A 13,281-nucleotide genomic window follows, 5' to 3' on the forward strand; every position below is an offset into this window, starting at 1 on the left:
TTTTGCATAAAGTTGGGTTATATTTATCTGACTTTTTGTATTTTAAGGGGTGCGAACTTCTTAAGTTCACCCGTAAAATGAAAAACGATGAGATGTTTTCTGGTCATATGCACGGCATTGCTAATGAATTGGTCCTGCTCTACTGTAAAATCTAGTGCGGCAAAAGAAACTGATTTTACAGCTGAAGAGCTGAATATTACAACCAATGAAGAAAATGCTTTTTCTGGTCGTAATGCCAAAGGGGATACTGTGACAATAAGTGATCAGGAGACTGAATATGGGATTATCATTATCGATCCTGGATATTACAGTTGGTTGCACAGTATTGCAATGCCAGAGGGTTACTATAGTCAAGAGTTTATGGAGGCTCGAAATCGTATTTATGTAATCAATTGGAACCAGCGCGCGCAAAACCCTTTTGCTTATGATCCTTCCCTTTACGAGATGCGGATTAATTACGATCCAAACATCGATTACGGTTACCAAGTAAATTATAAATTATACAATTACTTTTTATACTTCCAGAGAAAATATCGACAACGACTAGGGCCTTATTTGCCTAGGATACGGTGATTTTAAAGAGTTTAGTAATAAGAGCGTTTGAATTCTATCGCCCCTATTCTGGCAATTGTGTTGGGAAATTAAAATTTAACGTAATCTTTTGATTTCTTAGATGCCATATTCTGAAAAAATAATATCTTGTGCCTTCAAATTAAAATGAACGAATTGAATTTATTAAAATGAGAACTTTAACCACATCCTTACTTTTAGTATTCGCATTTTCAATGTCTACAACATTTGCTCAGAGCAAAAAAGAGTTAAGAGAACAAGTTAGTGCTTTGAATAATAAACTAAAGGTATTAGAACAGACGCAGGCGGATTTAGGTCAAGCAGAAAGAAAAGTAAGCAGCCTTGAGACCCAACTTGAACAACTTCAAACAACTAATGATGGTTTGATGGCCAATATGAATAAGTTCTTAGAAGCTTCAAATCAACAATCTAGCACCATCGGTAAAACATTAGAGGCCTTGCAACAGCGTGAGGCGCAAATCAAGGGTATTCGCGATGTTTTTGGAGCGCAGGATTCCATTGCAATTCTTGTTATTACGGACCTTAAACGAACCTTAGGAGAAAATGCCCAAATCGGTATGTCAAAGGGAGCAATAACCGTACAGATGGAACAGAGTTTTTTATATGGCGACAAAGACAAGAACTTAACGATTCAAGAAACGGCTAAAAGCTTTTTAAATAAAATCGCCGTTGTTGCAAATAAATACAACCAACTTTCATTATCTGTTGTAGGTGATGCAGGATTAGAGCCAGAAATTGGAGGACCTCGAGTGATTGGTATTACCTCGGCGTTTGAAAATGATTTTGAAGTTGCTCCTAATCGTCTAAGATCGATTGTAACCAATGGGTTCAGCAGTGTGGTTCGCGTGCAATTGCACCCAGATTTCAACGACTTCTATCTAGACATGAAAGACGATTTAAAAAGCGGCAACTAAAAAAAATAAACAATTCTATACATAACGCCTAACAGCCTTATAATTAAAGTCCCGATGTTTTACAATTGATGTAAGCATCGGGATTTTTTTGTTTTCTATTACGACTCTCACCTTTTAGTTTAAATTTATTGGGTGTGATAATCAGCAATTCGTTTTTTTAATTCTAAAAGGTTGAAACTAGATTTTTAATTTTATAACTTCGTGTTAAACTAAACAATTACCTGTTAACCCCTAAACCAAATTCTTTTACGTTGTAATGATAGAATCTATAGTACCCTCAAATCCAAATGATCTACTATTATTGATCTTTGTGCTAACCATGGTAGGTTTTATTCTTGGAATCGGCCTTGGTCGCAGTATGAAAAACAACAAGTACAAGGCAGAGCTTGATCGATGTCAACTTGAAAAGTTGCGACTCTCTAGTCATATAAATAATAATCCTATTTCTTTTAATGAAGACAATACCATTAAAGCGATTCAAACGCGTGGTAGAAGTGGTATTTCCTTGGAAGATAAGACCTTAACGCCAAGAAAGAGCAAAATAACGGGGTCCGCACCTTCCCTATTGGATTTCAATTACCTTGGTTATGGGGACGAAAAGACTAAGGACGATCTGAAGAAAATTGATGGTATCGGCCCCTTTATTGAAAATAAATTAAACAGTATAGGGATTTACACCTTTTCACAATTAAGTAAGCTCCGCGAAAGTGATATAAACACGATCACAGAGCTTATTGAATTTTTTCCTGGGAGAATCAAACGCGATCAGTGGAAACAAAAGGCGGAAAAACTCCTTGAACAGAAGTCAAAGTCACAAGAGGACTAAACTGTTTATTGATTTCCTAAAATCACTGGTAAGCCGTCTTCTCCACTACCAATGACAATTATTTTGGCATTAGGAGATTCTGATAATTTAATAGTAGCCTCGATGCCTTTGTCTCTTAATATTTTATCTGTAAGAGAGGCGCTTAGAATCTGGTTTGCATCAGCCTTACCTTTAGCTTCAATTCTTTGCCGTTCAGCTTCTTTTTGTGCTTTCTCAATTCTAAACTTGTATTCAAGAGATTCTTGTTCTTGTCCAAGTTTACGCTCTATCGCATCTTTTATAGTTGGTGGTAAGGTAATATCTCGGACTAACACTTCATTTAATGTAACGTATTGTTTGTCTAGAATTTCTTTGGTTTCATCAAAGATTTCTTCCTGAATCACATCTCTTTTTGAAGAATACAGCTGCTCAGGGGTGTATCGTCCAACGACACTTCTAGTTGCCGACCTAATGGCTGGCTGTAAAATTCTGGACACATAATTGATTCCTTTTTGCTGGTGTAACAGTCCAAGATTCTCATAGTCTGGTTGAAACCAAACCGAAGCATCTAGTCGTATTTCAAGTCCATTTTCAGAGAGTACCTGCATTTTCTCAGAAATTTCCTGTTGACGCACCTCATAGATAAATATCTTATTCCATGGCGCTACCAAATGAAAACCTTCAGACAAAGGCGGTTCATCGGTCACTACTCCATCACCTAAAGTTTCAAATAATACGCCAGCTTCACCCGAGGCAATGGTAACAGTAGATTTTGCGATAAAAATGATTAGAGCAATTCCAATAATTGCAATAGGTATTCCGAATTTAGGTAATTTTTCCATAAAAATTAATTAGATTTAAAATTAGATAAGCCCGTTATACTTGCGAAGAAACCATTCCCCGGACAAGAACAAAACAGCCAGGGCTAACAGCCATTTCCAATGGATCAAAGGTACAATATTTTGTGTTATTCTTTGTATTGGTAAATACAAATTGGAGGAGGATAATTCGAATTTTAGTTCTTGAATTTGATCAGCAAAATAAAGAGTTCCGTGGTGTTTTTCAGCTAGCTGGTTAAGCTTTTTAATATTAGGGTTTACAAATTGTTTTTCCACCTCAAATGGAAGAATTTGGATGTGACCACTCTGGGAGAGATCCTCTGTCGAAACATTTACCGTATAATCATAAATTGACGGCTCTAAGTTGCTCAAGTCCACTTCATAAAATCTACCTTTATTTAATAGTGGCAATTCGATATTTTGATTGGAATTGCGATCTTTTAAAATTATGGTTAATTGACCATTTGATTGTGGACGATAGTTCTTATCGTAATAATGTGCCTTTATGGTAGGTTTTGAATTTTCATAATAATATGGTTCGTGGGTGACTTCGAGACGTTTACGAGCTTTTGTATTAGAAAGGTATTGAATTATATTCCCAATATAGCTATCAAAGAGATTGTAACTACCGGTATCTATATAAGTCGAGGACCGCCATCTCCATACTCCTTCCCCATCTAATATGGCCCGTTTATATCTTGGATCTTCGAAAACCATCAGTAAAGGCTCTAGGGTTTCTACCCCAGCCACTTTTTGATGCAAAAGAACATCCGTTTTGTCTACTATAGCCAAGGTTCCCATTTGATGTGTTAATGGCGGCATATGTTCAAATGATAACTCTTCTGTTCCAAACAGCGTAAAAGCAGGGTTGTCAAGAGGCATTATTTCCTCTATCTGGTTTTGTGGGCGTTTAAGAAATCCGAGATCTTGACGGTTTAAAAAAGACCACTGGGTATCTTCGCCTGTGATTAGCCAGTAATTCCTTTGATCCCGTTTTAATTGAGAAATGATGGATTGAAACTTTTCATTGGGTTGATAGAGTATAAACATTTCAAACTCCTCTAATTTTATAGGATCCCCTGTTGGGTTTATTAACTTTACACTTCTATATTCATTTGATTCAATACTCTTTTTAAGAGCACCTAAATCTGGATGAACCACAGTACTAATAATGGCAATATTTGATTTCTGATCAATGACTTCAACAGCAAATGATTTTGAATTATTAAGCGTGTTTTTCTCCCTTGGATAAGATTCTACAACGGCCCTATAGCTATTTAATCCAGGTGTGTTTGCGTCTATTTCAAAGTTTAATAATTCGACCGCCGTTCCGCTATTAAATTTGACCCCTTCTCTTTGTAGAAGTCGATTACCTTGGAAAATTGAAACATTGGTTTGCAAGGGTTCCTCCCCTTGATAATGGACAAAAACTTCTACTGGAAATTTGTTGTTATGATACACATACTTATTGGTATTCAATCGTCCGATATTAAGGTCTAAAGCTATGGTGGAATCTCCCATTAAAACCGGATAAACAGCTGTTATAGAGTCTGTATCGAGTGCATAGGTGAAATCCTTGCCTATGGTTTGATTACCGTCACTCAATAATACGATCGCTGCAGGCTTTCGTTGATTTGGCTCCAAGGAAAGCTGCAAGGCTTTGTATATATTGGTCTGTCGGCCATTGTATTGCAGACTGTCTTGTGGTATAAAATGCTGGTCAAATACTAGGGTTTCTATTTCAAAGCGATCTTGAAGTGTCTTATCCTGAGAGAGTTCTTGTAGTATATGTTTGGATATAGAGTCATAGCCTAAATGTGCAATAGAACTAGAATTATCCACAAGCAGAGTTAATCTAGGTTTTTCACTGAAAGTTTGGTCACGCTGAATTTCAGGACCGATTAAAAGTAGAATTATACAGAAAAGACCCAAAAAACGAAAAAGAGCCATCCACAAATAAATTCCTGCTTTTCTTTTATATTTTGAATACTGGAAAAGGGTGATAAAAAAAGCTATCACTAAAGAAATTACTATAGAAATCGTAAGGTTGATCTCAAGCATAATGAGTCATCTACATTGAAAGAACAAAAAGATTAGTTTGCAAAAGCCGGAAATTAATAGATTAACTACCGGCTTTTACCATAACTTTTATAATTAATTTTTAAATTTCTTAAGTAAGCATACCACCGTCCACTTGTAATACTTGACCAGTTACATATAAAGACATGTCGGAGGCTAAGAACACACATGCATTGGCGATATCCTCAGGAGTACCTCCTCGTTTTAAAGGAATCGCATCACGCCATCCTTGAACAACCTTTTCATCCAAAGCTCCGGTCATTTCGGTTTCAATAAAACCAGGAGCGACAACATTACTTCTAATGTTTCTAGATCCTAACTCTAGTGCCACGGATTTTGAAAAACCAATAATACCAGCCTTTGATGCCGCATAATTGGTTTGCCCAGCATTCCCTTTAACACCCACAACAGAACTCATGTTTATAATAGATCCCTTGCGTTGTTTTAACATGGTTCGTTGAACTGCTTTGGTCATGTTAAAGATCGATTTAAGGTTGACTTCAATTACCTTATCAAAATCCTGCTCACTCATTCTCATAAGCAAGTTATCTTTGGTAATTCCAGCATTGTTAACCAAGATGTCAATGCTTCCAAATTCTTTTAGAACTTGATCAGCTAATTCTTGTGCAGCAGAAAAATCTGCAGCATCACTTTTGTACGCTTTAGCCTTAACGCCTAAGGCGTTTAATTCTTCTTCTAACGCTTTTGCAGGGCCTTCAGAGGAACTATACGTAAATGCGACATTCGCACCTTGTTTAGCAAATTCCTCAGCAATGCCTCTACCGATACCTCTACTGGCTCCAGTTACAATGGCTGTTTTACCGTCTAATAATTTCATGTTTATCTGTATTGCATTTCAGTAACGATCTGTAAGTTTCATTTATGACCTTTACATCGTTGGTTTTTAATTATCCAAATATAGCAATTCGAATTTTCATCTTACAAAAATCGATTGAAATAAATTCTCCTATTGTGCATAAAAAAATCCATCCTCTTTACACAAGATGATGGATTTGATTTTATAAATGTTGTTTTCTAGAATTATGCGCCCACTACTTCAGCAACTTTTTTCCCGATTTCAGCAGGAGAATTTACCACATGGATACCACATTCTTGCATAATACGTTTTTTAGCTTCTGCTGTATCATCAGCACCACCTACAATTGCGCCAGCGTGACCCATGGTTCTACCTTTAGGTGCAGTTTCACCAGCGATAAATCCAACAACTGGTTTCTTATTCCCGTTTTCTTTCACCCATCTTGCAGCATCGGCTTCTAATTGTCCACCGATCTCACCGATCATAACAATACATTCTGTTTCTGGATCGTTCATCAATAGTTCCACAGCTTCTTTTGTAGTGGTTCCGATAATAGGATCTCCACCAATACCAATTGCGGTGGTAATTCCCAATCCTTGTTTTACAACTTGATCAGCTGCTTCATAAGTTAGGGTACCTGATTTTGAAACGATACCAACTTTTCCTTTTTTGAAGACAAATCCTGGCATAATACCAACTTTTGCTTCACCCGGAGTAATAACACCTGGACAGTTAGGACCAATTAAGCGACAATCTCTATTTTTAATATAGTCAGAAGCTTTGATCATATCTGCCACTGGAATTCCTTCAGTGATCGTTATAATTACTTTAATTCCTGCATCGGCAGCTTCCATAATTGCATCGGCAGCAAATGCTGGCGGAACAAAAATAATAGAAACATCAGCTGCGGTTTTCTCAACAGCATCTTTTACAGTATTAAAAACAGGTTTACCTAAATGTTCTTGCCCCCCTTTTCCTGGTGTAACACCACCAACAACTTGGGTTCCGTATTCGATCATTTGTTCAGCGTGAAATGTTCCTTCGCTACCTGTGAATCCTTGTACTATTATTTTTGAATCTTTGTTTACTAATACACTCATTAGGGTTGAATTTAATTAAAGCTATGCAAAAATAGCCTTTTGCATAGGAATAGAGAAATAAAGAATTGAAAATTAATCAATAATTTTAAACCGATTTTGCTTTTCACAATGGTGCATAAAATTACAGTCGTCTAGTTTCGATTTTAACCAAGTTTCTCAATTATCGTAGGTATTTTACGTATGGCAGCAAGTTCCTTGTATTTCTTTCTAGCCTCCTCAGCTGGATATCCAAAATAGGTCTTGTCTCCTTCTAAGGATTTGCTAATTCCTGACTGGGCAAGTATAACTGCATTTCTTCCGATACTAATGGCGCTTGCAATCCCAACTTGTCCCCATATAGTTACTTGGTCCTCTATAACAACACATCCTGCAATCCCTACCTGAGAGGCGATTAGACATTTGTATCCTATTACTGAGTCATGACCAATATGAACTTGATTGTCAATTTTACTTCCTTGTTTTATTAGTGTTATACCACTTACACCTCTGTCGATAGTGCAAAGTGCTCCCAGGTCAACATGATCTTCAATGACCACTTTACCTCCAGATTTTAACTTATCAAAACCTTCTGGTCTGTTTTTATAATAAAATGCCTCCGAACCTATAACGGTTCCAGCGTGAATGGTAACATTATCTCCGATCTCGCAGTGGTCATAAATAGCTACATTTGGGTGAATGACGCAGTTTTTTCCAATGCGAACATGATTTCCTATAAATGCCCCAGGTTGAACAATTGTTCCCTCTCCTATGATAGCGGTAGAAGCAATATGCTGTGTCGCTTTTTCAAAAGGCTTAAAATAATCTGTCAACTTGTTGAAATCACGAAATGGATCATCAGAAATTAACAAGGCTTTGCCCTTGGGGCATTCCACTTGTTTATTAATCAATACCACCGTGGCAGCTGATTCTAAAGCTTTGTCGTAGTACTTAGGATGATCGACAAAAACAATATCACCAGGTGTCACCACATGAATTTCGTTGATCCCCAATATTGGAAAATCATCATCCCCGACATAGGAGCAGTCTAACAGACCTGCAATTTGCTTTAAGCTATGTTGCTGTGGAAATTTCATTGAATAATTGTATTACTCCTTAGCGCGTTCCATGTATGCACCTTTTTCTGTATCGATCTTAATACGGTCACCTTCATTGATAAAAAGTGGAACATTAATTCTAGCTCCAGTCTCTACAGTTGCAGGCTTGGTAGCATTGGTTGCTGTATTACCTTTTATACCTGGCTCGGTATGGGTAACCTCTAGGATCACATGTGCTGGTAAATCAACAGATAAAGGCATGTTGTCCTCGGTATTAAATAAAATGGTTACAACCTCTCCTTCTTTTAATAAATCTGGAGCATCCAAAGCTTCTTTTTGAAGGGAAATCTGATTGTAATCATCTGTGTTCATAAAGTGGAACGTATCACCTTCAGGGTACAGGTATTGGTAAGATCTTGTTTCCACTCGAACATCATCAATTTTATGACCTGCTGAAAATGTATTTTCAAGCACTTTTCCAGTTGTTACACTTTTAAGTTTAGTACGGACAAAGGCCGGACCTTTACCTGGTTTCACATGTAGAAATTCAGTGATTTTATAAATGTCGTGATTAAAACGAATGCATAATCCTTTTCTGATATCTGATGTTGATGCCATATATAATATTTAATGATTTGAACTAAAATAACCTTTCATGATTCCGCGTTGAGAATCTTTGATGAATTGAAGAATTTCATCCCGCTCCGGCGTGGCTTCCATCTCGGCCTCAATAATTTCTACAGCCTGAGAATTGTTGTAATTCTTTTGGTATAGAATTCTATAGATATCTTGGATCTCTCTAATTTTCTCTGTAGAGTATCCCCTTCTTCTTAGTCCTACTGAATTAATTCCTACATAGGATAAAGGCTCTCTTGCGGCCTTAGTATATGGAGGAACGTCTTTTCTAACCAAAGAACCTCCAGTTACAAAGGCATGATTCCCGATGGAACAAAACTGGTGTACTGCAGTCATTCCTGCAAGAACAACATAATCCCCTACGGTAATATGTCCAGCCAAGGTGCTGTTATTTGAAAAAACACAGTGATCACCAACCACACAATCGTGTGCGATATGGCTATAAGCCATGATCCAGCAATTTTTACCTATGACTGTTTTCATGCGGTCTGTGGTTCCTCTATTGATCGTGACACATTCTCTAATGGTAGTGTTATCTCCGATTACAACAGTAGTATCTTCGTCATTATACTTTAAATCCTGTGGGACGGCTGAAATCACAGCGCCTGGAAAAATACTACAATTTTTACCGATACGTGCCCCCTCCATAATTGTGACATTACTACCAATCCATGTACCTTCTCCGATGATCACATTATTATTAATGGTCGCAAAAGGTTCTATTACTACATTTTTGGCGATTTTCGCGCCAGGATGCACATAAGCAAGTGGTTGATTCATTATTCCTTTGTTTCGTCTTTAACTTTTACTATTTGTGCCATTAATTCTGCTTCGGTCGCTAATTTTCCATTAGCGTATGCATAGGCTTGCATATGACAAATGCCTCTTCGTATAGGGGAAATTAATTCCATCTTAAATATAAGAGTATCCCCTGGAATTACCTGTTGTTTAAACTTAACATTATCAATTTTCATGAAATAAGTTAAGTAATTTTCTGGATCAGGGACCGTGCTTAAAGCTAATATTCCTCCAGTCTGGGCCAAGGCCTCTACCTGTAAAACTCCAGGCATAATTGGAGCCCCTGGGAAGTGCCCTTGGAAGAATGGTTCATTCATGGTGACATTTTTCATACCAACCACATGATTGCTTGATAATTCAATAATGCGATCCACCAATAAAAATGGGAATCGATGTGGCAGAATATTCATGATTTGATTGATGTCCATAAGTGGAGGCTGATTCAAATCATATTTAGGCACCTTATTTCTTCGTTCTATTTTGATTATTTTAGATAACTTCTTAGCAAACTGCGTATTGACATAATGTCCTGGTTTGTTTGCAATTACTTTACCACGAATTCTACATCCTACAAGAGCTAAGTCCCCGATCACGTCTAATAACTTATGTCGGGCAGCTTCATTAGGATGATGAAGGGTTAAATTATCCAAAATACCGTTAGGTTTCACTGATATAGAATCCTTTTTGAAAGCGACTCTAAGCTTCTCCATGGTTTCTTGAGATAGTTCCTTATCCACATAAACGATTGCATTGTTTAGATCACCTCCTTTAATAAGTCCGTGTTCTAGCAAAGTTTCTATTTCGTGTAAAAAACTAAAGGTTCTAGCATTAGAAATTTCAGATTCAAAATCACTCAACTTTTTAAGTGTTGCATTTTGAGTACCCAAAACTTTGGTTCCAAAATCCACCATGGTAGTGACTTGATATTCGTCCGCAGGAATTATAGTGATTTCACTACCAGTTTCTTCATCTGAATAAGAGATTACGTCAGTGACGATAAACTCTTCGCGATCTGCTTTTTGTTCTACAACTCCAGCTTCTTTAATAGCTTGTATGAAGAACTTAGAAGAACCATCCATAATTGGAGGTTCGGAGGCATCTAACTCGATAAGTACATTATCGACCTCTAAGCCTACTAATGCAGCCAGAACATGTTCTGAGGTTTGAATTTTCACCCCATTTTTTTCCAAATTGGTACCCCTTTGGGTATTGACCACGTAATTTGCATCTGCTTCTATTACGGGTTGACCTTCCAAATCTATTCTTTTAAACGCATAACCAAAGTTTTCTGGCGCTGGTTTAAAAGTCATGGTCACCTCTTTACCTGTGTGTAATCCTACACCTCTCAAAGAAACTTCGTTTGCAATAGTCCTTTGCTTTGCAGCTTGATTACTCATTGTATTATTTTTTTTCCAGTTGATCAATTCTATCTACCAATTTTGGTAAATTCTTAAAATGTACATATGATTTGTTAAAATCGCCGTAGCTTAATGCTGGCGAACCTTGAAGTACTTCGTCATCCTTAACATTGCGTCCAATCCCTGATTGTGCTTGTATTTTCACACGATCTCCAATGGTGATATGGCCCACAATACCTACTTGTCCTCCTATAATGCAGTTTTTACCTATTTTGGTCGACCCTGCAATACCAGTCTGGGCTGCAATTACAGTATCTTCTCCAATTTCTACATTATGGGCAATTTGAATTTGATTATCTAGTTTGACACCATCCTTTATGGTAGTAGAGCCTAATGTAGCACGATCGATTGTTGTCCCTGCACCTATTTCTACAGAATTCCCTAAAATGACATTTCCAGTCTGCGGTACCTTTTGATAATGTCCATCCTGGTCTGGAGAGAAACCAAACCCATCCGCCCCGATGACACACCCGCTATGGATGATGCAATTTTTCCCAATCACAGTTTCAGATTGGATCTGTGTACCTGGGAATATTGTTACATTATCATCGATTTTAGAGTTGGCCCCTATGTACACATTGGGATAAATTTTGACATTTTCCCCAATTGAAACATTTTCACCAATATAGGCGAAAGCTCCAATATAGTGATCGGCACCATATGTTGCAGAGTCTGCAATATATACAGGTTGCTCGATTCCAGTTTTATTAAGCTTTACCTGATTGTAGTATTCCAATAATTTTGAAAACGACTTATAAGCATCCTCAACTAATATTAGAGTGGTGCTTATGTTATGTTCGGCATCAAAGGTTTTGTTAACAATCGTGATTGAGGCTTTTGTTGAGTATATATAGGATGTGTATTTGGGATTCGCTAAAAATGTCAGCGACCCTTCAGTCCCTTCTTCGATCTTGGAGAGCTTGGAAACTTCCACGTCGGGATTTCCTATAATTTCTCCGTCTAGTATTCCGGCTATTTGACTTGCTGTAAATTTCATTTCCCGACAAAAGTATAAAAAAGTGCCATTATTTTTTAGGATAACACATGTAATATTTCGTTACTGGTTTAGAGAGTGCCTTTAAATTGAATTGATCAGAGGCTTTTGTAACATCTCGAATCTTTGCAGTTTTCATTAAAATATGAATATTTTGCTTGTCTAAATTGTAGGCTTGATTCTCTATAACCCCAGTAAACACAAAGTACTCAGCCTCCTCTCTACTTAAATTGTATTTGGTCATTAAATTTTCTAGATGCGTTTCCTTTAAGGTGTTTTTTATTGGTTTATTCTTAACTTTTATTTTCAATAAATTTCGGTTCAAAAGCATTTGACAAAGCTGTGATAGCACAAAATCCTTTTCTTCACTCCACCCTTTCATAGCAGAAAGGATATCGATGTCATCTAAATTTGAAAATACATCTAAGACTGATCGATCGAATTGATCTTTTCCTACTTGATGATCTAAGAAATATAGTAATGCCTTGTTAGCCTGAAGTTTGTAGGAAGAATGGTGTAGTTCTTTAGCCCTTTTTAGGATTCGGATCAGCAATTGTTCTGCAGCAAGGGATGTTTTATGTAAATACACCTGCCAATACATGAGTCTTCTCGCTACAAGGAACTTTTCAATTGAATAGATGCCCTTTTCTTCTACTACCAATTTATCATCCACCACATTAATCATTGTTATAATACGCTGAGAATTTATGTTTCCTTCGGATACACCAGTGTAAAAGCTATCTCTTTTTAAATAGTCCAAGCGGTCCATATCCAATTGGCCAGAGATTAATTGATTCATAAATTTACGATGATAATCTCCTTTGAAGATCTCAATAGCCAAGCTAAGAGCGCCATCAAACTCTTCATTGAGTGCTTCCATAAACTTTAATGAAATGTACTCGTGAGAAATCCCATTTACAATACTGTGCTCCATGGCATGAGAAAAAGGACCATGACCTATGTCATGAAGAAGGATTGCGATTAACAAACCATCCTCCTCCTGCTTTGAAATTTCTATTTTTTTAAAGCGCAACACACTAATTGCGTTCTTCATTAAATGCATACAACCTAAAGCATGGTGAAACCTAGTGTGGTGTGCACCAGGGTATACCAAATAAGAAAGACCCATTTGGGATATCCGCCTTAGACGTTGAAAATACGGGTGCTCTATTAAATCAAAGATAAGTTCGTTTGGGATGGTAATAAATCCGTAAATTGGATCGTTAAATATTTTAAGTTTGTTTTTTGTATTCAAA

The 13,281-nt window shown here is 37.1% G+C and carries 13 protein-coding genes; 3 read left to right on the forward strand and 10 right to left on the reverse strand.

The features are described 5' to 3' along the window. Window positions 1-87: 87 nt before the first annotated feature. The 3 genes from I215_RS03685 to I215_RS03695 all read left to right on the forward strand — a co-directional run bounded on the left by I215_RS03685 (window position 88) and on the right by I215_RS03695 (window position 2,331). Window positions 88-573 carry a DUF6146 family protein gene (locus tag I215_RS03685; protein ID WP_193362582.1) on the forward strand — a complete coding sequence of 162 codons (486 nt, stop codon included), beginning with the start codon at window positions 88-90 and terminating at the stop codon, window positions 571-573. Between the two features lie 167 nt (window positions 574-740). Further along, entirely contained in the window at window positions 741-1,505 is a 765-nt protein-coding gene (locus I215_RS03690) for a membrane protein (protein WP_008990611.1), read from the forward strand. 256 nt (window positions 1,506-1,761) lie between these two features. Further along, on the forward strand, window positions 1,762-2,331 hold the full coding sequence (locus I215_RS03695) for a hypothetical protein (RefSeq protein WP_008990612.1): 570 nt from the start codon (window positions 1,762-1,764) through the stop codon (window positions 2,329-2,331). A 5-nt stretch (window positions 2,332-2,336) separates the two neighbouring features. Here I215_RS03695 and I215_RS03700 read toward each other — a convergent pair whose 3' ends face one another. The 10 genes from I215_RS03700 to I215_RS03745 all read right to left on the reverse strand — a co-directional run bounded on the left by I215_RS03700 (window position 2,337) and on the right by I215_RS03745 (window position 13,280). Further along, window positions 2,337-3,152: a prohibitin family protein gene (locus tag I215_RS03700; protein ID WP_008990613.1), complete on the reverse strand. Its 816-nt coding sequence runs from the start codon at window positions 3,150-3,152 to the stop codon at window positions 2,337-2,339. A gap of 21 nt (window positions 3,153-3,173) precedes the next feature. Continuing rightward, window positions 3,174-5,210 carry a vWA domain-containing protein gene (locus tag I215_RS03705; protein WP_008990614.1) on the reverse strand — a complete coding sequence of 679 codons (2,037 nt, stop codon included), beginning with the start codon at window positions 5,208-5,210 and terminating at the stop codon, window positions 3,174-3,176. A 109-nt stretch (window positions 5,211-5,319) separates the two neighbouring features. Further along, window positions 5,320-6,066 (reverse strand): 3-oxoacyl-[acyl-carrier-protein] reductase, encoded by a 747-nt coding sequence (gene fabG / locus I215_RS03710; RefSeq protein ID WP_008990615.1) that lies wholly within the window; start codon window positions 6,064-6,066, stop codon window positions 5,320-5,322. A 203-nt stretch (window positions 6,067-6,269) separates the two neighbouring features. Further along, window positions 6,270-7,145: a succinate--CoA ligase subunit alpha gene (gene sucD / locus I215_RS03715; RefSeq protein ID WP_008990616.1), complete on the reverse strand. Its 876-nt coding sequence runs from the start codon at window positions 7,143-7,145 to the stop codon at window positions 6,270-6,272. Between the two features lie 143 nt (window positions 7,146-7,288). Beyond that, complete coding sequence (locus I215_RS03720) at window positions 7,289-8,218, reverse strand: UDP-3-O-(3-hydroxymyristoyl)glucosamine N-acyltransferase (RefSeq protein ID WP_008990617.1); 930 nt, start codon at window positions 8,216-8,218, stop codon at window positions 7,289-7,291. A 12-nt stretch (window positions 8,219-8,230) separates the two neighbouring features. After that, entirely contained in the window at window positions 8,231-8,797 is a 567-nt protein-coding gene (gene efp, locus I215_RS03725; protein WP_008990618.1) for an elongation factor P, read from the reverse strand. A 9-nt stretch (window positions 8,798-8,806) separates the two neighbouring features. Beyond that, window positions 8,807-9,595: an acyl-ACP--UDP-N-acetylglucosamine O-acyltransferase gene (gene lpxA, locus I215_RS03730; RefSeq protein ID WP_008990619.1), complete on the reverse strand. Its 789-nt coding sequence runs from the start codon at window positions 9,593-9,595 to the stop codon at window positions 8,807-8,809. Then, the gene (locus I215_RS03735; protein ID WP_040459830.1) at window positions 9,595-11,010 is read right to left on the reverse strand and encodes a bifunctional UDP-3-O-[3-hydroxymyristoyl] N-acetylglucosamine deacetylase/3-hydroxyacyl-ACP dehydratase; all 1,416 of its coding nucleotides are present in this window, start codon (window positions 11,008-11,010) and stop codon (window positions 9,595-9,597) included. The genes lpxA and I215_RS03735 overlap by 1 nt, the downstream gene beginning before the upstream one ends. A 4-nt stretch (window positions 11,011-11,014) precedes the next feature. Next, entirely contained in the window at window positions 11,015-12,028 is a 1,014-nt protein-coding gene (gene lpxD, locus I215_RS03740; protein WP_008990621.1) for a UDP-3-O-(3-hydroxymyristoyl)glucosamine N-acyltransferase, read from the reverse strand. Window positions 12,029-12,056: 28 nt separating this feature from the next. Beyond that, window positions 12,057-13,280: an HD domain-containing protein gene (locus tag I215_RS03745; protein ID WP_008990622.1), complete on the reverse strand. Its 1,224-nt coding sequence runs from the start codon at window positions 13,278-13,280 to the stop codon at window positions 12,057-12,059. Window position 13,281: the final 1 nt, after the last annotated feature.

The sequence above is a fragment of the Galbibacter marinus genome (assembly GCF_000300875.1).
Classification (GTDB): domain Bacteria; phylum Bacteroidota; class Bacteroidia; order Flavobacteriales; family Flavobacteriaceae; genus Galbibacter; species Galbibacter marinus.

What these genes read in the sequence shown, in the direction of transcription:
- lpxA (WP_008990619.1), bottom strand. Translation starts at nt 9,595, where the DNA reads ATGAATCAACCACTTGCTTATGTGCATCCTGGCGCGAAAATCGCCAAA.
- I215_RS03690 (WP_008990611.1), top strand. Translation starts at nt 741, where the DNA reads ATGAGAACTTTAACCACATCCTTACTTTTAGTATTCGCATTTTCAATG.
- efp (WP_008990618.1), bottom strand. Translation starts at nt 8,797, where the DNA reads ATGGCATCAACATCAGATATCAGAAAAGGATTATGCATTCGTTTTAAT.
- sucD (WP_008990616.1), bottom strand. Translation starts at nt 7,145, where the DNA reads ATGAGTGTATTAGTAAACAAAGATTCAAAAATAATAGTACAAGGATTC.
- I215_RS03685 (WP_193362582.1), top strand. Translation starts at nt 88, where the DNA reads ATGAGATGTTTTCTGGTCATATGCACGGCATTGCTAATGAATTGGTCC.
- I215_RS03700 (WP_008990613.1), bottom strand. Translation starts at nt 3,152, where the DNA reads ATGGAAAAATTACCTAAATTCGGAATACCTATTGCAATTATTGGAATT.
- lpxD (WP_008990621.1), bottom strand. Translation starts at nt 12,028, where the DNA reads ATGAAATTTACAGCAAGTCAAATAGCCGGAATACTAGACGGAGAAATT.
- I215_RS03705 (WP_008990614.1), bottom strand. Translation starts at nt 5,210, where the DNA reads ATGCTTGAGATCAACCTTACGATTTCTATAGTAATTTCTTTAGTGATA.
- I215_RS03735 (WP_040459830.1), bottom strand. Translation starts at nt 11,010, where the DNA reads ATGAGTAATCAAGCTGCAAAGCAAAGGACTATTGCAAACGAAGTTTCT.
- I215_RS03720 (WP_008990617.1), bottom strand. Translation starts at nt 8,218, where the DNA reads ATGAAATTTCCACAGCAACATAGCTTAAAGCAAATTGCAGGTCTGTTA.
- I215_RS03695 (WP_008990612.1), top strand. Translation starts at nt 1,762, where the DNA reads ATGATAGAATCTATAGTACCCTCAAATCCAAATGATCTACTATTATTG.
- fabG (WP_008990615.1), bottom strand. Translation starts at nt 6,066, where the DNA reads ATGAAATTATTAGACGGTAAAACAGCCATTGTAACTGGAGCCAGTAGA.